Here is a 19,960-nt window from a genome sequence, read left to right on the forward strand (position 1 = left end):
CCCTCTCCCTCCGGGAGAGGGTTAGGGTGAGGGCGCTTTTGAACCTCACCGCCGAGGCAACTGAATCTCCACCTTCAACCCACCCCACTCACTCTCCCCCAACACCAAAACCCCGCCCCAAGTCTCGACAATATCCCGCACAATCCCCAGCCCCAAGCCATGCCCATGGGTCTGCTCATCCAGCCGCGTCCCCCGGCTGAACACCTGAACCCGCTGAGCCTCGGGAATCCCCGGCCCGTCATCTTCCACGCTCAACACAAAACCTTCCGCCGTCTCGACCACACTCAACCGCACCTCGGCATCCGCCCACTTGCAGGCGTTGTCCAGCAGGTTCCCAAGCAGTTCCAGCAAATCTTCCCGATCCCAGGGCAATTGCAGGCCCGGCGGCGCCACGTAACTCAGCTCCAAATGTTCGCCGTGAATCATGTTCAACGTCGACAACAGCCCCGGCAGCTCTGCATCGCAATCGAACAACGCTCCCGGCAACGCATCACCAGAGAGCCGCGCACGGTTGAGCTCGCGGTTCAGCCGTTGCTGAACCTGCTCCAGTTGCTCCTTGAGGATCTTGCGCAGTTCCGGGTGTGCGTCGAGCCTTTCACTCGACGCCAGACTGAGCAGCACCGCCAACGGGGTTTTCAGCGCATGCCCGAGATTGCCCAGAGCATTGCGCGAACGCTTGAGGCTGTCTTCGGTGTGAGCCAGCAAATGGTTGATCTGCGCCACCAAAGGCTCGAGTTCCGCCGGCACCTGTTCATCGAGTTGTGAACGCTGGCCCTGCTGCAACTGGGCGATCTGCTCACGGGCTTTTTCCAGCGGCCGCAACGCGCGGCGCACGGTCAGGCGTTGCAGCAACAGAATCAGCAACAACCCGGCCAGCCCGAGGCCGAGACCAATCTGCCGCATGCGCTGGAAGCTCTCGCGCACCGGCGTGTAATCCTGGGCCACGCTGATGGAAATCGACTGACCGAGCCGTCGATAGTCCGAACGCAGCACCAATAATTGCTGACCGTCCGGCCCCAATTGCAGGTTGCTGTGCAGACCAGGGTGTTCAAGCATCGGCAGTTCCTGATCCCACAGCGAGCGGGAACGCCAGTGGCTGTCGGCGAAATCAATACGGAAGTAGTGCCCGGAAAACGGCCGCTGATACGCCGGCGACAGGTGCCGCTCATCCAGTTGCAGACCCTGCGGGCCACGCACCAGCGCCACCAGCAGGTTTTCACTGTCGTTGCGCAGGCCGGCTTCGAGGTAACGCTGCAAGCCCACTTCGAACAGCCACAGGCTGGTTTGCGCCAGCACCAGGCCGACGATCACCATCACGCTGATCAGACCCAGGCTCAAGCGGCGCTGGATCGATCTCACGAAGCCTGTCCGCCAAACAGATAACCTTGGCCGCGACGGGTTTCGATCACGCTTTTGCCGAGTTTGCGCCGCAGGTGATTGACGTGGACTTCAAGCACGTTGGAATCGCGCTCGGTCTCACCGTCGTAAAGGTGTTCGGCGAGGTGGCTTTTGGAAAGAATCTGTTCCGGATGCAGCATGAAGTAGCGCAGCAGACGGAATTCGGCGGCGGTCAGCTGAATGTCGGCGCCGTCGCGCACTACACACTGGCGGCCCTCGTCCAGATGCAACCCTGCAGACTTGAGCGTCGGCTGGTTGGCCTGGCCCTTGGAGCGACGCAGCAGCGACTGAATGCGCAAATACAGTTCTTCGGGGTGGAAGGGTTTGGTCAGGTAATCGTCGGCACCGGCCTTCAGGCCTTCGATGCGTTCGGCCCAGGAATCGCGGGCAGTAAGGATCAGCACCGGAATCGTCAGGCCACCGGCGCGCCATTGCGTCAGCACTTCAAGCCCCGGCACGCCGGGCAGTCCGAGGTCGAGGACGATCAGGTCGTAGGGCTCGCTGCTGCCCTGATAGACCGCATCGCGCCCGTCCGCCAGCCAGTCCACCGCATAGCCCTGACGTTGCAGGCCGGCGAGCAGTTCGTCGGCCAGCGGTACGTGGTCTTCCACCAGAAGCAAGCGCATCAGTCAGTCTTCCTTGTCTTTGATCAGGTTGCCGGTGGCGGCCTCGAAATGCAGCTCGCGAGCCACACCTTCGGCGGTCAGCAGTTCGACTTCATAAATGTAGACGTCGTGCTTCTCTTCAAGCTCGGCTTCCAGCAGTTTCGCGTCGGGGTAGCGCTCCATTGCTTTATGCAGCACTTGCTCCAGCGGCAGAATCACGCCCTGCTGACGCAGGCGAAGGGCTTCGTCCTGATTGAGGTCGCGCGCAAGCGTCACCGAGCAGAATGCAACGAGCGCCAGGGCCAGAAGGCCGGTGGCGCGCGTCGATGAATTAGGCAAAAACAATTTCATTAAGTGTCCTGATGGTCCTTGCGCAGCAGCCCGTCGCTTGCGTCCAGTTCCAGCTCCCATTCCACACCTTGCGAGTCTTTCAGCTCGATCTGATACAGGTAAATGCCATAGCGCTTTTCCAGTTCGATATCGATCAGGGTCGAACCCGGATGGCGAGCCATGGCCGTGGCCTTGACGGTTTCAATCGGCACAATGGTACCAGCGTCGATCAGTTTCCGGGCTTCATCTGCGTGCAGGTCGCAGGTATGACCACGGTTGGCTGTGAGACCAAGTAGCAGGAACGCGATGAACAGGCTCGCGAGGATTTTCATGGAGGTCTCCGTCTGTGGGGTGTTGCTTCCTTGGCTGCCACCTTAGCGATGGGAACTTAACTGAAACTGAATGGCCATCATTGGGCCTGCTCCTGCAGAGCCGGCAACATGTGCTTATAATCTTTCGCTTGCTAACGATCGAGACCGGTATGACCGCCATTCACATCAAGTTCCCGTCCCTCACCCTCAAGGCCGGCCCCCGGGCCATGGCGCGCATTCGCGCCCAAGGCCTGAACGCCGCCGACGTCGGCACCCTGCCCGGCGCCGCCGGTGGGCCCAAGGCGCTGGGGATTCAGGGGCTGGATCTGGCGTTATTCGGCGAGTGGCTGCCGGCGACGCCGCGTGAGCGTTCGCTGATCGGTGCGTCGGTGGGCTCCTGGCGCTTCGCCAGCGCCTGCCTGCCGGACGCCGCCGAAGGCATCCGCCGCCTCGGTCATCTGTACACCGAGCAGAACTTCAACAAAGGCGTGACCATCGGCGACGTCAGCCGCAGTTCGCAGCGCATGCTCGATGACTTGCTCGACGGGCGCGACGCCAGCCTTCTGAGCAACGCCCATTACCGCTTGAACATCATGGTGGTCAAAAGCCACGGCGGGCTGGCGGACGACCATCGCGGCCGGCTCGGGCTGGCGCTGGGCTCGGTGATCGCCGACAACCTGCGGGGCCGCGCGCGGCTGTCGCGGCACTTCGAACGGCTGATCATCCACGACCCGCGCCTGGCGCCGCCGGTGCATGCGTTGAATGACTTCCCGTCGCGTTTCGTCGCCCTCGATGCCACGAACCTGCGCCAGGCGCTGCTGGCCTCGGGCTCGATCCCGATGGTCATGGAAGGCGTGCGCGACCTGCCGGGTGCCGGTGCCGGCACCTTCCGCGACGGCGGTCTGCTCGACTATCACCTCGATCTGCCCTACAGCGGCGACGGCATCGTGCTCTATCCGCACTTCACCGACCGGGTGATTCCGGGCTGGTTCGACAAGACCCTGCCATGGCGCAAAGCCTCGGTCGAACGCTTGCAGGACGTGCTGTTGCTCGCGCCGTCGAAGGAATACCTGGCGCGCCTGCCCTACGGCAAACTCCCCGACCGAAACGACTTCAAGCGCTTCATGGGCGATGCGCCGAGCCGGCAGAAATACTGGCGCGCGGCGATGGACGAGAGCCGCCGCATGGGCGACGAATTCCTTGAACTGACTGCCAATGGTCGCCTCGCCGAGCGCTTGCTGACCCTTTAGTCAGCACAGCCGGGAACAAGCTGATAAACTCGCCGCCTGCCCGAATTCGCTGCGGCGAACGCCATCTGAACAGAGCTGAAATCACTGTGGAAATTTTCAAAGAGTTCACCTTCGAATCCGCCCACCGCCTGCCCCACGTACCGGACGGCCACAAGTGCGGACGTCTGCACGGTCACTCGTTCAAAGTGGCGATTCACCTGAGCGGCGACCTCGACCCGCACACTGGCTGGATCCGTGATTTCTCCGAGATCAAGGCGATTTTCAAGCCGCTGTACGAGCGTCTGGATCACAACTACCTGAACGACATTCCGGGCCTCGAGAACCCGACCAGCGAAGTGCTGGCCAAGTTCATCTGGAATGAATTGAAGCCCCTGCTGCCGGAACTCAGTGCGATCCGCATCCATGAGACCTGCACCAGCGGTTGCATCTATCGCGGCGAGTAATTCCCGCGACACAAAAAACCACCGAGACCGGTGGTTTTTTTACGCCTATGCTTTTTGGCTCGAACCCGCCAAGAGGACAGGCCCATGACGGACTGGCTGCTGGATCAGGTCTTTGATTTCAACGGGCGACAGATTCGCCACGGGGTGCGCGGCGACGGCCCGCCGCTGGTGTTCGTGCACGGCACGCCCTTCTCGTCTTACGTCTGGCACCGCATCGCGCCGCATTTTTTCGCCACACACCGCGTGCACTACTTCGACCTGCTGGGCTACGGACAATCCGAGCAACCGGACGCCGACGTCTCCCTCGGCGTGCAGAACGAATTGCTCGCGCAACTGCTGGATCACTGGGGCCTGCAACGCCCGGACGTGGTCGCCCACGACTTCGGCGGTGCCACCGTGCTGCGCGCGCATCTGCTCAACGGCAAGGATTACCGCAGCCTGACCCTGATCGACCCGGTCGCGCTGACGCCGTGGGGTTCGCCTTTCGTGCAGCACGTGCGCCAGCATGAAGCGGCGTTCAGCGGCCTGCCGGATTACATCCAGCGCGCCATCGTGCCGGCCTACATCCGCGGGGCGATTCATCGGGATATTCCAGACGATGAACTGGCGCCCTACGTGCAGCCATGGCTGGGCGATCCGGGGCAAGCGGCGTTCTACCGGCAGATCGCGCAGATGGACCAGAGCTACACGCTGGAAGCGCAGCCGCTGTACCCGACGATTCGTTGCCCGGTGCAGATTCTCTGGGGTGAAGACGATCAGTGGATTCCCATCGAACGCGGACGCGAGTTGCACAAGATGATTCCGGGCTCGAAGTTTCACCCGATTCCGAACGCCGGGCATCTGGTGCAGGAAGATGCGCCTGAAGCCATTGTTGCCGCCCTGCTGCGGTTCCTCTGATCCAATCCCGTGACCCTGTGGGAACAGCTGCTCCCACTTGGTTCGGTGCAGCGTCCAATGCACTGCTTTCGCGCCGATCATCCGAGCCTCGTCTATAAATACCCGCAACATTGCGTTTGGCACGACCGCTGCAACCTCTTCGCGTCCTCCCCTTTCCAGCAAGGAACGCCCCCATGACGCAAAACGATCCCGGCAACGATTACCCCCTCAGCGAAGTCCCGATGCACGCGCGCAAAGGCCTGGCCTCCACGGCGATGGTGCTGCTGGGTTTCACCTTTTTCACCGCAACCATGTTCGCCGGCGGCAAGCTCGGCGTGGCGTTCAACTTCGGCGAAATGCTTGCCGTCATCGTGATCGGCAACCTGCTGCTCGGCGTGTACGCCGCAGGCCTCGGTTACATCGCCTTCAAGAGCGGCCTGAATTCGGTGCTGATGGGGCGCTTCTGTTTTGGCGAAGTCGGCAGCAAGCTCAGCGACCTGATCCTCGGATTCACCCAGATCGGCTGGTACGCCTGGGGCACCGCAACGGCGGCGGTGGTGCTCGGCAAATATTTCGATCTGAACGAAGGCACGGTGCTGGGGCTGATGGTGCTGTTCGGTCTGGTGTTCTGCGCCACCGCGTATGTCGGTTATCGCGGCCTGGAGATTCTGTCGTACATCGCGGTGCCGGCGATGATGTTGCTGCTGATGCTGTCGATGTGGGTCGCGACCGTGAAAGTCGGCGGCCTCGACGGATTGCTCAGCGTCGTACCCAGCGGCTCGCTGGACTGGTCGACCGCCATCACGCTGGTGTTCGGCACCTTCGTCAGTGGTGCGACCCAGGCCACCAACTGGACGCGCTTTTCCCGCTCGGCGCGGGTCGCGGTGCTGGCCAGCCTGATCGGTTTTTTCATCGGCAACGGCCTGATGGTGCTGATCGGCGCCTACGGCGCGATCGTCTATCAGCAGCCCGACGTAGTCGAAGTGCTGCTGTTGCAGGGCTTCGCCATGGCGGCGATGGCGATGCTGTTGCTGAACATCTGGAGCACTCAGGACAACACCATCTACAACTTCGCCGTCGCCGGTTGCAACCTGCTGCGCACCGGTCGCCGCAAGACCGTGACTCTGGTCGGTGCCTTGATCGGCACAATGCTCGCGCTGCTGGGCATGTACGACATGCTGGTGCCTTATCTGATCCTGCTCGGCACGGTGATCCCGCCGATTGGCGGCGTGATCATGGCGGACTTTTTCTTCCGCTGGCGCGGGCGTTATCCGCGTCTGGCCGACGCACGGTTACCGGCGTTCAACTGGCCGGGGCTCGCGGCTTACGCGGCCGGGACCGTCGCGGCGTTCGGCTCGCCGTGGGTCGCGCCGCTGGTCGGGATCGCCGTTGCCGCGTTAACGTATATCGCAGTGACCGGCCTGCTCGGCGCCCGCAACGCGGCCGCCCCTCTACAAGATCTATAAAAGGATTCGCCCGATGCACATCATCAACGCCCGACTGCGCAACCAGGAAGGCCTGCACGAATTGCACCTCGAAGACGGCCTGATCCGCAGCATCGCGCGCCAGACCGAAGCGCCGACCCTGGGCCCAGACGACCTCGACGCCGGCGGCAATCTGGTGGTGCCGCCCTTCGTCGAGCCGCACATTCACCTCGACGCCACCCTGACCGCCGGCGAGCCGCGCTGGAACATGAGCGGCACGCTGTTCGAAGGCATCGAGTGCTGGGGCGAGCGCAAGGTCACCATCACCCAGGAAGACACCAAGACCCGGGCCAAGAAAACCATTCAGACGTTGGCCGCCCACGGCATCCAGCACGTGCGCACCCACGTTGATGTCACCGACCCACAGCTCACTGCGCTCAAGGCGATGCTCGAAGTGCGCGAGGAAAGCCGTCACCTGATCGACCTGCAGATCGTCGCGTTCCCTCAGGAAGGCATCGAGTCGTTCCGCAATGGTCGCGAGCTGATGGAAGAAGCGATCCGCATGGGCGCGGACGTGGTCGGCGGGATTCCGCATTTCGAGTACACCCGCGATCAGGGCGTCAGTTCGGTGAAGTTTTTGATGGACCTGGCCGAACGCACCGGCTGCCTGGTGGACGTGCACTGCGACGAAACCGACGACCCGCATTCGCGCTTCCTCGAGGTGCTAGCCGAAGAGGCTCGCAGCCGCGACATGGGCGCGCTCGTGACCGCCAGCCACACCACCGCGATGGGCTCCTACGACAACGCCTACTGCGCCAAACTGTTCCGCCTGCTCGGGCATTCGGGGATCAGTTTTGTCTCCTGCCCGACCGAAAGCATTCACCTGCAAGGGCGCTTCGACAACTTCCCGAAACGCCGTGGCGTGACCCGCGTGAACGAGTTGCTCGAAGCCGGGATGAACGTCTGCTTCGGTCAGGACTCGATCGTCGATCCGTGGTATCCGCTGGGCAACGGCAACATCCTGCGCGTGCTCGAAGCGGGGCTGCACATCTGCCACATGCTCGGCTACCGCAACCTGCAAAGCGCGCTGGATCTGGTGACTGACAACAGCGCCAAGGCCATGCACCTCGGTGAGCGCTACGGCCTGGAACAGGGACGCCCGGCGAACCTGCTGATCCTGTCGGCGGACAGCGATTACGAAGTGATCCGCAGCCAGGGCCTGCCGCTGTATTCGATTCGTGGCGGCAAGGTGCTGATGAAGCGGCAGATGCCGGTGGTGGAATTCATGGAGGGTTGAGCGGCGGTTATGGTTCGCGGCGCTTTTATCGCAAAAGGTTAGCGCCAGCCTGTCAGATCTGACAGGCGACAAGCGCCGCAAGCCGGCCCACAGTAAGCCCCAAGGGACCCATCGTTCCCGGGGGGACGACCATGAAAGGGACTTCACCATTTCGCCTGGTTTTCGCTGTCTGTCTGGCCTTCGCCACGACGACAGCGACGATGGCCGGCGTTCGCAACGGCAGCGGTGAAGATGTCATGTTGCAAGGCTTTTCCTGGAACTCCAGCCGCAATCAGACACCTTGGTATTCGGTACTTGCGCAACAGGCGACGACCATTGGCAACGACGGATTCACCCTGATCTGGATGCCGCCGCCGTGGACCGACTTTTCGCAGTGGAATACACCCACGTCTGCCGGCGGTGGTGAAGGATACTTCTGGAACAGCTTCGACAAGAACAGCCGTTACGGCACTGATCAGCAGCTCAAACAAGCGGTGCTGGCACTCAACAACGCAGGCGTGAAAGTTGTCTACGACGTCGTGCCCAATCACATGAGCGATAAAGCGGTCTATTCGATGTTCCCGAGAGGGAGCAACGAGTGGCGGCATGACTGCGCGCAGTGTGACGAAGGCGACGCGTTCATGGATGGCACAGCCGACCTGAACACTGCCAATCCGACAGTCTTCGACGCCTTCAAAAAAGAATTCATCAACTTGCGCGACAACTACGGTGCTCAAGGCCTGCGCTTTGACTTCGTCCGTGGTTATGCACCGGAAACGGTGGATCGCTGGATGAACGCCTTCGGCAACCAGCAATTCTGCGTCGGCGAAAACTGGAAAGGCCCCAACGAATACCCTCAGGGTGACTGGCGACGCAGTGCAAGCTGGCAGGATGCGCTCAAGGACTGGTCGGATCGCTCACACTGCACGGTGTTCGATTTTGCCCTCAAGGAGCGCATGCAGAACGGCTCGATCGCCGAGTGGCGCCACGGTTTGAATGGCAATCCGGATCCTGCGTGGCGCGCCATCGCGGTGACCTTCGTCGACAATCACGACACCGGTTACTCACCCGGTGCCTACGGCGGCCAACATCACTGGGCGTTGCCCGATCCGCTGGTCAATCTGGCTTACGCCTACATCCTCAGCAGCCCAGGCACACCGACCGTGTACTGGCCGCATATGTACGACTGGCAACGCGATCAACTGATCCGGCAACTGATCAAACTGCGCAAAGGCGCGGGAATCCGCGCGGATTCTCCGGTTCGCTTCAACACTGCGTATTCGGGACTGGTCGCCACCACACAAGGCGTGCGCGGCACATTGGTGATTGCCCTAAAATCCGATCTGCAGCAGCTGCCACAAGGCTTGGGCACGCCGACATTGACCTGGGACAACGGCGATATCCGGATCTGGAGCAGCCCTGTCGAGCCTGCGACCGTGGCAGTCAACGTGCATTGCGACAACGCCAATCCGCAACCTGGCGAAAGCGTCTATGCAGCGGGTTCATCACTGGAGTTCGGGGCGTGGGACCCACAACATGCGATAGGGCTGACGCTGGACAACAACCGCTGGAGCACGACCGTTGAGGTGCCGGGTCAGCAAAAGCTCGAGTGGAAATGCATCGTACGTGGCCAAGCGCCGACAGCGGTGCATTGGCAGGCCGGCGCGAATAACGCATTTACCAGCGGTACCGTGAGCGACACTGTCGGGCGCTTTTGATCTCGAGGTTTCAGCTACTTTCGTCGCGCACGGCGGTACCGAACAGACGCACGCCAGTCAGTTCTCCGTCGCGCTCCTCCAGCAGGATCGGCGCCGTCCCCCCCGGCATCACCACCTGCACCTCTCCCGCCGCCACCCAGCCCACCCGCCACGCCGCGCTCGCCACTGCACTGGCGCTGGTGCCGGATGAGGCGGTCGGGCCTTCGCCCCGTTCGAACACCCGCGCCACAATGCGTTGGTCGCCTGCGCGCATCGCCCATTGCAGGTTGACCCCGGCCGGACACGGCTGGCCGGCGCCGACGGGCATGGCGAAGGCGATGGCGGTCAGACTTTCCGTCAGCGGTGATTCAAGCATCTGCGCGTTGCTAGGCAATGCGGCTTCATCCTCCAGCAGCGTCACGCAGTGCGGATTGCCGATACGCACGAACTGGCTGTGCGTCCAGGCGGGATCGAGTTGCGCCAATGGCCTTGCGCGGCTGACTTCCACGTTATTGAACCGCACCGATTCAACGCCGACTGCGCCAACTGCATTCGGGCCGAAACCGGGTTGCCCGAGGTCCAGCCAAAAGCCTTGCACGCCGGCCACTTCTGCCGGTCTGACGGAAACGGGCACCGGCGATGACGCATCCTGCTTGTCGTGATGCACCTGCAAAGATGCCCCCTGCTCCGGCATCAGCCCTTGTTCAAGCAGTGCCTGAGAGAAAATCGTCAGGCCGTTGCCACTGCGCTCGGCCAGCGTGCCGTCGGTATTGACGATCAGCAGATCAAAGGGTGGCGAAGATTGAAACGGACCGATCAGCAAGCCATCGCTGCGATGGGACTTGCTGCCGGCGGGGCGCACACCTTCGGGCCAATCGCAACACAAGGCAATCGCGGCGTGGCTCCACGCCAGTCGAGACAAGGCACAGTGCGTGGCACTGGCGGCCAAATCGATACCCGAGTCGCGCAGCGCCTGCGGTGAAATCACCCCGTAGATATTGCCCCGTGCATCGTAGAACTGCGTCATGTACTAATCCTTGTTTTCGAGTTGCCAAAGACGTCACTGTAAAACGCAATTCCTTGTGGGAGCGAGCCTGCTCGCGATGCCGTCGTGCCCGTCGAACTTTCATTGACTGATACACCGCCATCGCGAGCAGGCTCGCTCCCACAGAAAAGCTGTGCAAGGATGTCCGCTGCTGAAACGTTTTTTGCCAAGGATCGTTATGACCAGCCTCACCCCTCAAGACACGTTCGTCCCCGGACGCCTCGAACAGATGTCCACGCGTATCGCTTTCTTCATTGCCGGGCTCGGCATCGCCGCTTGGGCGCCGCTGGTGCCGTACGCCAAGGCGCGGGCCGGGCTCGATGAAGGGACGTTGGGATTGTTGCTGCTGTGTCTGGGCGTCGGTTCGATTCTGGCGATGCCGCTGGCGGGGATTCTGGCCACCCGGTTTGGCTGCCGGAAAGTGGCCACGGGCGGCACGTTGCTGATCTGTGCAGCGTTACCGTTGCTGGCGACGGTGTCGTCGATTCCGGCGCTGATCGCCACGTTGTTCATGTTCGGCGCCGGGCTCGGTACGGTGGATTCGACGGTGAATCTGCAAGCAGTGATCGTCGAGCGGGCCAGCGGCAAGAACATGATGTCGGGGTTTCACGGGCTGTTCAGCCTCGGCGGGATCGTCGGCGCGGCGGGCGTGAGCGCCCTGCTCGGTCTCGGGCTGTCGCCACTGGCGGCGATGCTGGTGGTGGTCGTGGTGCTGATCGCGGCGCTGTTCAAGGCGGTGCCGCACATGTTGCCTTACGGCAGTGAAAGCTCGGGGCCGGCGTTCGCGGTACCTCACGGGATCGTGCTGTTCATCGGCGGGATGTGCTTCATCGTGTTCCTCACCGAAGGCGCGGCGCTGGACTGGAGCGCGGTTTTTCTGGCTCAGGAACGCGGGATCGACACCGCGTATGCAGGGCTGGGTTATGCAGCGTTCGCACTGACGATGACCGCGGGCCGATTGACCGGAGACCGGATCGTCCGCGCACTGGGTGCGACCCGGATCATTCTGTTTGGCGGTCTGCTGGCCGCGGCGGGATTGTTTCTGGCGACCTTCGCCCCGAGCTGGCAAGCCGCGTTGCTCGGTTATGCGCTGGTCGGCGCCGGCTGTTCGAACATCGTGCCGGTGCTGTACACGGCGGTGGGCAAGCAGACGGTGATGCCGGAAAGCATCGCGGTGCCGGCAATCACCACACTGGGTTATGCAGGGATTCTGGCAGGCCCGGCGGTGATCGGGTTTGTCGCCCATGCCAGCAGTCTGAGTTTTGCCTTCGGGTTGATGGCGACGTTGCTGGTGGCGGTGGCGATTGGCGGGAAAGCGCTGAAGGTCTGAGCCGGATTGTTCCCACGTCGAGACGCGGGAACAATCCGTGTAGATCAGAAACCGACGCTGGCCTGCACGAAGAACGTCCGCGGCGTGCCCACGTAGATCCCCGAGTTGTTGTCGCTGGAGCGGGTGAAGTACTGCTTGTCGAAGATGTTCTTCACACCGGCGCCGAGCTTCAGGTTGGAGAGCTGCGAACCGAAGTCATAGCCGCCGCGCACGTTCCAGGTCACGTAGCCCGGAATATCACCGTACTGCCCGTCCGCCGTGCCTTCGGTGATGTAGTTGCCGTTGAAGCTGCCATCGGCGTTCACACCCGTGCCCGGTGCGCGCTGCTTGGATTGGGCGAAACCGTCGATGTTGTAGGTCCAGCGGTTGATGTCGTAACGCAGGCCGACGGTCGCCACCTGACGCGAGTAGTACGGCAGGTCACGGCCCTTGAAGCCCGGAATCTCGCCTTCGTACGTGGCGCGGGTGTAGGTGAAACCGGCGTTGGCGGTCAGGCCGTCGAGGCGTGGATCGAGCGCCGCCATGTCGTAATGCACCGAGGCTTCGAGACCCTGGTGCTTGGTCGCGCCGAGGTTGGTCCAGCCCACGTCGTTGCTGATGTATTGCAGCTCATCGTCAAAGTCGATGTAGAACAGCGTCACTTCCCCGCCCCACACGTCATCGTTGTAGCGCGTGCCGATTTCGTAGGTCTTGGCTTTTTCCGGCTCCAGGCCGTTGGCGGTCTGGTCACCCGAGCCGCCCTGACCGAGCTGGAAGTATTGCAGGCTGCCGAACGACGTCTCGTAGTTGGCGAACAGCTTCCAGGCATCGGACAGGTGATACATCACGCTCAGGGCCGGCAGCGGCTCGTTGCTCTCGATACTGCGGTTTTTCTCCGGCACGCGTTTGCCGGCGGTGTCGAGCACGGCGCGATCGTGCCAGTCGGTGCTGATGTGTTCGAAGCGAATGCCCGGGGTCACGGTCCAGTTACCGACGTCGATTTTGTTGTCGATATAGACCGAGTTGGCCTCGGTGCCGCCGGTGCGGTCCTGGAACACATGACCGTCGGAGGTCCTGGTGACCACCGGCTCATTGTTGACCAGCGCCAGGCGGCTCGATTGCTCGTGCATCGCCTCTTTCAAATAACGGTAACCGACGCTGACTTCCTGGGTGGTCGGGCCGACGTCAAACACGCGCGAGACACGCGGTTCGATGCCCAGCGTGTAGTAGGAACGCGGGAACGAGCTGAGGGTTTTCTGATCGCGGGCGGCGATGGTGCTGCCGCGAAAACTGTCGGAATAGTAGGTCAGCACTTCCGCCTGGGTACGCTCGTCGATCTGCCGGATCCACTTGAACGACACGTCCTTGCGGCGGCCGCTGAAGCCGTCGTAGTCGCGGTCGGACTGGAACGGTTTGTCGTCGTACTGCTTCTGCGTCAGGCCGCCGGGCATGTCGGCGCTGGCGTCGTAGTAGTGGAAGTTGAGGCTGAAATCGTCCTGCTCGGTCGGTGCCCAATGGGTCTTGAGGATCACGTCGTCGATGTCGTTGCCATTGTTGCGCTCGCGGTATCCGTTGCCGTTGACGCCCGAGTACAACAGCGCCATGCCGATGCCGTTGTCGGCGGTGCCGCCGAGGAACGCGGTGTCGATGTGTTTCCAGCCACCGTGCTGCGAGGTCTCCAGGGTCGTGCCGATTTCACCGGTGGTTTTTTCCGGAATCGCGCGGGTCACGAAGTTGATCACGCCGCCAACGTTCTGCGGCCCGTAACGCACGGAGCCGGCACCACGGACCACGTCGATGCTGTCGAGGTTGCCGGAAGAAATCGGCGCCATCGACAGTTGTGGCTGACCATACGGGGCGAAAGCAGCCGGCACGCCGTCGATCAATACGGTGGAGCGTGGCGACAGACGCGACGTCAAACCCCGCACGCCGACGTTCAGCGAAATATCGCTGCCGCCGGTGCCGTTGGCTTCCTGCACCTGCACGCCCGGTACGCGGCGCAGCACGTCACCGACGTTCATCGCGCCCTGCTCGACCATCGCTTCACGGCGGATCACCGTACGCGCGCCGGGGTGGTTCTGCACCACGGCAGCGTCGGCGTCGCCGAGCCAGTCGCCGACAACCTTGATGTCGGTCACGCCCAGTTCCAGAGGGCTGTTGGCAGCGGAAGTCGGGGCCGGCGACAGCGTCACCGAACCTTCATTGATCTGGTAATCCAGACCGCTGCCTTGCAGCAATTGGCGCAGGGCCTGCTCCGGGGAAAGATTGCCGTCCACCGCAGGCGCCTGTTTGCCGGCGACCAGGTCCGGGCTGAAAAACACCTGCAACGACGTTTGCTGGCCGAGTTCGCTCAGGGCCTGACCCAGCGGCTGTGCGCGGATGTGAATGGCTTCGGCGGCGAAGGCCATCGGCACGGCAGTGTTGACCGCCAACGCGAGCGCCAGCGGCAACCAAGGGGATTTTTTGTTTTTGGCGGTGGAGTTTTTCACGTCGAACGGAGTCCTGTGGATCGCAAGAGTGTGCGGCTGTTAATGCAAACCAGTTGCAGTTGAACAGGAAGACGACGAACTCGAAAAAAACCTGAATTTTATTTTGAAATTATTTCCTGGCTGCCGTCGGCAAGGGTGCGCACGGCCACCGGAAGGATGCTCGGCAAGGCCTTGAGCAAGGCATCGGTGTTGTCGGATTTGAACACGCTGGTCAGGCGCAAATTGGCCACCGCCGGGTTGGCGACTTTCAGCGGCTTGTCGCGATAACGCGACACTTCCTCGGCGACTTCGCTGAGGCTGGCGTTGTTGAACACCAGTTTGCCGCTGCGCCAGGCCGTCAGTTCCGCCGGGTTGACCGCGTAGGCCGGCGCCACTTTGCCCTGGGCATCGATCCGCGTGCCGAGGCCGGCGGTCAGGCTGATGAAGTCGGCATCGGTCGCATCACGGCCCTGCACCTTGACCGTGCCCTGCTCCACTGCGACCCGGGTCTGCGTCACGTCGCGCCGCACATCGAAACGAGTGCCAGTGACCGTGACCTTGCCGCTGCCGGCCTCGACCACGAACGGGCGGGAAGTGTCGTGCTCGACACTGAACATCGCCTCGCCTTCGGTCAGCTCGATGAGCCGGCGATGCTTCTCGAAACGCACCTGCAAGCGGCTGCGGCTGTTGAGGTCGATCACCGAACCGTCCGGCAGCGCCACATGCTTGCGCTCACCCAGCGCGGTGGCGAATTCGGCGCTGTAACCCGCCGGGTGATTCAAGCCGCTGAACAGACCGAGCCCGAGCGCCACCGCGACCACGCCGGCTGCCACGGCATAACGCAACAACGGGCGGCGTTCGCGTCGCGCCGGAGGGGTTTCGCACAAAGCTTTAAGCCGTGGCGCCGGCAGCAGATCCGCCGCTGTCCACAAGCCTTGCAGCAACTGGAATTCGTCACGGTGCTGCGGATGTTCGTTCAGCCACGCGTCGAAGCGCTGCTGTTCGTCGACACTGACGGCCGGCTCCTGCAAACGCACAAACCAGCGTGCCGCGTCATCGCGCACCGTTGTTTGCCCGCACGCGCAATCACGAGTATCCATCATGGAATGTCCTGTTTGGCTGGGGATGAAAAGACGCCGCGGCTCATGATTGCGCCCCGTCCAGGCGATCACGCAGATGCCGCAGGGTGCGGATCATATACTTTTCCACCATGTTCTTGGACAGGCCCAGGCGTTCGGCGATTTCCGCCTGGGTCAGGCCCTCGATCTTCTGCCAGACGAAAATCCGCCGGCAGTTGACCGGCAACTCGGTGAGCGCCCGTTCGATGGAATCGGCCAGCTGGATCGCATGCATGTAATGCTCCGGGTCGCCGGTCGGCGACTCACTGAGATCGATCGCCTCCGACTCCATGGCGCCCCGCCGGTCCTCACGCCGATAGCCGTCCACCGCGATGTTGCGCGCGGTCTGGTGCAGATACGCCCGGGGTTGCTGCACCGCCGACGAATCGGATTCGAGCACCCGCACAAAGGTGTCGTGCGCCAGATCCTCGGCCTGCGAGCGATTGCGCAGGCGACGGGTCCAGGTGCCGATCAACTCTTCGTAATGCTCGAGAAAGCCGGGTCTGCGGGGCAGCATGGGGATCATTGCGGCGTGCTGAGGAAAGGGGCGTGAATAGTAATGCTTCCTATTAAGCCGAAGCAATGGATTCCTCGGGAATGCCGACGAAGCTGTTTTTCCCCTATCCCTCGAACACTCTAACTCGCGGCAATCGCTGCCTTGCGCCGGCAGAACCACCCGTGCATCAAACCCGCCTGAAAGAACTGGACCGGCGCCTCGAACCCGGCCGACTCGATCAGACCGGCGACCTGCGGCGCCGGCAGAATTGCCACGTCCCGGGCATACGCCGTGCGCGCTCGTTCAAGCATTTCCACCGGCACCTGAGCCGACGCCATCAGCGTCATCCAGTGACGCAGCAATGCTTCATAGGCCGGTGATGCGGTATCCGAGGCCAGATCAGCATTCGCCAGAATCCCGCCCGGCAGCAGACGACGGGCAATCTCGCGGAAAAAGTCGATACGAACCTGAGGATCGAGCAAAAACTGCGACACCAGAAAACAGGTCGCGCCGTCGTAACCGAATTCATCCATCAGCGTATCGAGATAGCCTTCGTGAAAACGGCAACGGTCAATGAAACCACCTTCTTTCGCTCGCTGACGGCACACGTCAAGCATGGCGCCCGAAGGGTCTACTGCGGTGAATTGCCAGCCGGGAAACTGCTGCGCCAGATGCGCCATTTCCACACCGGTGCCCACGCCGACGCAGAGTATTCGAGCATTTTCCGGCAGGCCCGCGAACACTGAATTCAGCAGCAAATACAGGGCATCACGCAGGGGCGCCATGCCGCTCCACTGTTTGTCATAGACGGCGGATTGCTGGTCGAACAAGGCCTTGAGTGCTTGATTGTCCATGGAAAACCTTCCTCTGCATGATGATCGCGGTGAAGTTTCATTATCGCAGGGCTGTCAAGACCTCCCCGGTACAGCCTGAAATTGATCATTCCACCCAGCAACTGGTCGCAATCCATCAACCCCACCCCGCTCCCGCACCCTAGATTAGATCCCACAACAACACGCCGTGGAGATCGCCTCATGCACAGTTTCCAGACCCGCAAGCAGCACAGCCCGGTCGACGCCTGGGATCAGCAGGATCCGGAGCAGGCTTTCACCCTGCCCTCGCGATATTTCTACGACGACAGCCTGTTCCGTGCCGAGCGCGACAACATTTTCATGAAGGCCTGGCATGTCGCCGGGCATGTCAGTGAGTTCGCCGAGCCGGGGCAGTTTGTGGTCACCGATCTGTTCGATCAGAGCGTGGTGGTGGCGAAGAATCGGCAGGGGCAGATCCATGGTTTTCACAACGTCTGCCAGCATCGCGGCAATCGCTTGCTGGAGGACCGCCGTGGCACCACCGGCGGCGTGGTGCGCTGCGCCTATCACTCGTGGTGCTACGAAATGGACGGCAGCCTGCGCGGTGCGCCGCGTTGCGAACGGATGAAGAATTTCGAGCTGGCGCAGTTCAACATTCCCCAGGTGCGCACCGAAGAACTCGGCGGTTTCATCTACTTCAATCTCGACCCGAATGCGCCGTCGCTGCGGGATCTGTTCCCCGGTGCCGACGAAGAAATGGGCCGGGTGTTTCCGGATCTGACCGACATGCGCCTGATCGAGGAACAGGACGTAATCGTGCCGGCCAACTGGAAGGTGATCATGGACAATTCCATCGAAGGCTATCACTTCAAGCTGTCGGGCCCATGCCACATCGACCTCGCCCGGCTGATCGACTTCAAGGGTTACCAGTTGATCAAACGCGACAACTGGTGGACTTACGCTGCACCGGCCAATCTATCGGCAACCGAAGCCTATGGCGTGCCGCTGAAGAGTGAGCTAAATCCGCAGGAATGCTTTTTCAACATCGGCCTGTGGCCGAACAACACCTTCTACACCTTCCCGTTCTCCGAGTTTCTCGGCTCGTTCATCATGATTCCGCTGGATGCCGAGCGCTCGCTGCTGCGCTTCGGTTACTACTCCAGCAACCCCGAGACCGCCGCCGTCAGCACCGCGTGCATGAAGTGGATGAACGAAGACCTCGGCCCTGAAGACATCGCCCTGAACATCTCGGTACAAAAAGGCCTGCGCTCGCTCGGCTATGACCAGGGCCGCTACATGATCGACGCCCAGCGCAGCAATGAAAGCGAGCATCTGGTGCATCACTTTCATCGCCTAGTGTTCAACGGCATTCACGGCCATTCCGTGGGCTGATCCGCCCTTCCCTCGTTATTTGTCAGAACGGAGCAAACCATGGCCGAAACCGGGTTTGATTACCTGATCGTGGGCGCCGGCTCGGCCGGTTGCGTGTTGGCCAATCGCCTGAGCGAAGACCCGAACGTGCGCATCCTGCTGCTGGAGGCCGGGCCCGAGGACAAGAGCTGGACGATCGACATGCCGTCCGCCGTTGGCATCGTGGTGGGTGGCTCGCGCTACAACTGGAGCTATCAGTCGGAGCCTGAGCCGTACCTCGACGGCCGCCGGATCGGCACGCCGAGAGGCCGAACCCTCGGCGGTTCATCGTCGATCAACGGCATGGTCTACATCCGTGGCCATGCTCGGGATTACGACGGCTGGGCTGAACAGGGCTGCGTTGGCTGGAGCTATCGCGAAGTGCTGCCGTACTTCAAGCGAGCGCAGACTCACGCCGACGGTGGCGATGACTATCGCGGCAGCGACGGCCATTTACACGTTACCCCCGGTGACGTCAGTACACCGTTGTGCGCGGCGTTCATCGCGGCCGGGGCCGGGGCCGGTTATGGCGTCAGCGAGGACTTGAACGGCTATCGTCAGGAAGCCTTCGGCCCGGTGGATCGCACCACGCGCAACGGTCGGCGCTGGAGCACTTCGCGCGGTTATCTGAGCGAAGCGCTGGCTCGGGGCAATGTGCGAGTGGTGACCGATGCATTGGCGCTGCGCATCCTGTTCGAGGGTCGGCGAGCGGTCGGAATTGACTATGAACAGAACGGCGAAACCAACACCGTCCGCGCCCGCCGGGAAGTACTGCTGACCGCCGGGGCGATCAATTCGCCGCAGTTGCTGTTGCTCTCGGGCGTGGGCCCGGCGGCAGAATTGCGCGACCTCGGGATCAGCGTGATTCACGACCTGCCTGGTGTCGGCAAACGCCTCAACGATCACCCGGATGCGGTGGTGCAGTTTCGCTGCAAGCAACCGGTGTCGCTGTATCGCTGGACCACCGCGCCGGGTAAATGGTGGATCGGCGCGCGCTGGTTCGTCCGTCATGATGGTCTGGCGGCGAGCAACCATTTCGAGGCCGGTGCATTCCTTCGATCACGGGCCGGCGTCGAGCACCCGGACCTGCAACTGACCTTCATGCCGCTGGCCGTGCAACCGGGCAGCGTCGAGCTGGTGCCGACTCACGCGTTCCAGATACACATCGACCTGATGCACCCCACCAGCCTGGGCAGCGTGACCCTGCACAGCGCCGAACCCCGGCGACCGCCAAGGATTCTGTTCAACTACCTGAAGACCGCGCAGGACCGTGCCGACATGCGCGCCGGCGCGCGGCTGGTACGCGAAATCATCGAGCAACCGGCAATGGCGCCATTCAAGGGCGAAGAGCTGGTGCCGGGCCGTTCGGTGCAGACTGACGCCGAACTCGACGCGTGGGCGCGGCAGGTCACGGAAACCGGCTACCATGCCAGCGGCACCTGCAAGATGGGGCCCCCGGGCGACCCTGAAGCGGTGGTCGACCCGCAATTGCGGGTACACGGCCTCGACGGTTTGCGGGTGGTGGACGCGTCGATCATGCCGCTGATCGTCAGCGGGAACACCAACGCGCCGACGGTGATGATCGCGGAAAAGGCCAGCGACCTGATCCGCAACCTCACGCCGTTGCCCGCCCTCGATGTACCGGTGTGGACCCATCCGCACTGGCAGACCGAACAACGATAAAGCAGAGAT

At 62.3% G+C, this 19,960-nt stretch carries 18 protein-coding genes; 9 read left to right on the plus strand and 9 right to left on the minus strand.

Going from position 1 to position 19,960, the window contains the following annotated elements; all coding sequences use genetic code 11:
• Nucleotides 1-45: 45 nt before the first annotated feature.
• Genes QR290_RS19775 through QR290_RS19790 form a run of 4 tightly spaced genes read right to left on the minus strand, consistent with a single transcriptional unit; the run spans nt 46 to nt 2,665 of the window.
• Complete coding sequence (locus tag QR290_RS19775; protein WP_115078586.1) at nt 46-1,359, minus strand: sensor histidine kinase; 1,314 nt, start codon at nt 1,357-1,359, stop codon at nt 46-48.
• The gene (locus tag QR290_RS19780; protein WP_115078587.1) at nt 1,356-2,024 is read right to left on the minus strand and encodes a response regulator transcription factor; all 669 of its coding nucleotides are present in this window, start codon (nt 2,022-2,024) and stop codon (nt 1,356-1,358) included. Before QR290_RS19780 ends, QR290_RS19775 begins: the two co-directional genes overlap by 4 nt.
• Nucleotides 2,025-2,027: 3 nt before the next feature.
• Entirely contained in the window at nt 2,028-2,354 is a 327-nt protein-coding gene (locus QR290_RS19785; RefSeq protein WP_115078588.1) for a PepSY domain-containing protein, read from the minus strand.
• Nucleotides 2,354-2,665 (minus strand): PepSY domain-containing protein, encoded by a 312-nt coding sequence (locus tag QR290_RS19790; protein ID WP_289203413.1) that lies wholly within the window; start codon nt 2,663-2,665, stop codon nt 2,354-2,356. The genes QR290_RS19785 and QR290_RS19790 overlap by 1 nt, the downstream gene beginning before the upstream one ends.
• A gap of 149 nt (nt 2,666-2,814) precedes the next feature.
• Between QR290_RS19790 and QR290_RS19795 the strand changes: the two genes are divergently transcribed.
• From QR290_RS19795 to QR290_RS19820, 6 genes are all read left to right on the plus strand, one after another.
• Complete coding sequence (locus QR290_RS19795; RefSeq protein ID WP_115078590.1) at nt 2,815-3,894, plus strand: patatin-like phospholipase family protein; 1,080 nt, start codon at nt 2,815-2,817, stop codon at nt 3,892-3,894.
• Nucleotides 3,895-3,980: 86 nt separating this feature from the next.
• Complete coding sequence (gene queD, locus QR290_RS19800; RefSeq protein ID WP_007955941.1) at nt 3,981-4,337, plus strand: 6-carboxytetrahydropterin synthase QueD; 357 nt, start codon at nt 3,981-3,983, stop codon at nt 4,335-4,337.
• Between the two features lie 84 nt (nt 4,338-4,421).
• Complete coding sequence (locus QR290_RS19805) at nt 4,422-5,234, plus strand: alpha/beta fold hydrolase (RefSeq protein WP_289203414.1); 813 nt, start codon at nt 4,422-4,424, stop codon at nt 5,232-5,234.
• Nucleotides 5,235-5,407: 173 nt separating this feature from the next.
• Nucleotides 5,408-6,679: a cytosine permease gene (codB, locus tag QR290_RS19810; RefSeq protein ID WP_115078592.1), complete on the plus strand. Its 1,272-nt coding sequence runs from the start codon at nt 5,408-5,410 to the stop codon at nt 6,677-6,679.
• Between the two features lie 13 nt (nt 6,680-6,692).
• The gene (gene codA, locus QR290_RS19815; RefSeq protein WP_115078593.1) at nt 6,693-7,934 is read left to right on the plus strand and encodes a cytosine deaminase; all 1,242 of its coding nucleotides are present in this window, start codon (nt 6,693-6,695) and stop codon (nt 7,932-7,934) included.
• A gap of 131 nt (nt 7,935-8,065) precedes the next feature.
• The gene (locus QR290_RS19820) at nt 8,066-9,631 is read left to right on the plus strand and encodes a glucan 1,4-alpha-maltotetraohydrolase domain-containing protein (RefSeq protein ID WP_289203415.1); all 1,566 of its coding nucleotides are present in this window, start codon (nt 8,066-8,068) and stop codon (nt 9,629-9,631) included.
• A 10-nt stretch (nt 9,632-9,641) separates the two neighbouring features.
• On the opposite strand, the gene QR290_RS19825 is transcribed toward QR290_RS19820, so the two are convergent.
• Nucleotides 9,642-10,637: a diaminopimelate epimerase gene (locus QR290_RS19825; protein ID WP_289203416.1), complete on the minus strand. Its 996-nt coding sequence runs from the start codon at nt 10,635-10,637 to the stop codon at nt 9,642-9,644.
• Between the two features lie 196 nt (nt 10,638-10,833).
• Between QR290_RS19825 and QR290_RS19830 the strand changes: the two genes are divergently transcribed.
• Nucleotides 10,834-11,985 (plus strand): MFS transporter, encoded by a 1,152-nt coding sequence (locus QR290_RS19830; protein ID WP_007955928.1) that lies wholly within the window; start codon nt 10,834-10,836, stop codon nt 11,983-11,985.
• A gap of 44 nt (nt 11,986-12,029) precedes the next feature.
• Here QR290_RS19830 and QR290_RS19835 read toward each other — a convergent pair whose 3' ends face one another.
• The 4 genes from QR290_RS19835 to QR290_RS19850 form a co-directional block, all read right to left on the minus strand.
• Complete coding sequence (locus tag QR290_RS19835) at nt 12,030-14,453, minus strand: TonB-dependent siderophore receptor (protein ID WP_289203417.1); 2,424 nt, start codon at nt 14,451-14,453, stop codon at nt 12,030-12,032.
• A gap of 98 nt (nt 14,454-14,551) precedes the next feature.
• On the minus strand, nt 14,552-15,535 hold the full coding sequence (locus QR290_RS19840) for a FecR family protein (RefSeq protein ID WP_289203418.1): 984 nt from the start codon (nt 15,533-15,535) through the stop codon (nt 14,552-14,554).
• Between the two features lie 40 nt (nt 15,536-15,575).
• Nucleotides 15,576-16,076 carry a sigma-70 family RNA polymerase sigma factor gene (locus tag QR290_RS19845; protein ID WP_045121794.1) on the minus strand — a complete coding sequence of 167 codons (501 nt, stop codon included), beginning with the start codon at nt 16,074-16,076 and terminating at the stop codon, nt 15,576-15,578.
• Nucleotides 16,077-16,186: 110 nt separating this feature from the next.
• Complete coding sequence (locus tag QR290_RS19850; protein ID WP_289203419.1) at nt 16,187-16,900, minus strand: class I SAM-dependent methyltransferase; 714 nt, start codon at nt 16,898-16,900, stop codon at nt 16,187-16,189.
• Between the two features lie 180 nt (nt 16,901-17,080).
• Here QR290_RS19850 and QR290_RS19855 point away from each other — a divergent pair, with 180 nt between their 5' ends.
• Nucleotides 17,081-18,250 (plus strand): aromatic ring-hydroxylating oxygenase subunit alpha, encoded by a 1,170-nt coding sequence (locus QR290_RS19855; protein ID WP_289203420.1) that lies wholly within the window; start codon nt 17,081-17,083, stop codon nt 18,248-18,250.
• Nucleotides 18,251-18,289: 39 nt separating this feature from the next.
• Nucleotides 18,290-19,951, plus strand: a complete 1,662-nt coding sequence (locus QR290_RS19860) for a choline dehydrogenase (protein ID WP_289203421.1) — start codon at nt 18,290-18,292, stop codon at nt 19,949-19,951.
• Nucleotides 19,952-19,960 lie beyond the last annotated feature (9 nt).

This window comes from Pseudomonas fluorescens (genome assembly GCF_030344995.1).
GTDB lineage: Bacteria > Pseudomonadota > Gammaproteobacteria > Pseudomonadales > Pseudomonadaceae > Aquipseudomonas > Aquipseudomonas fluorescens_BF.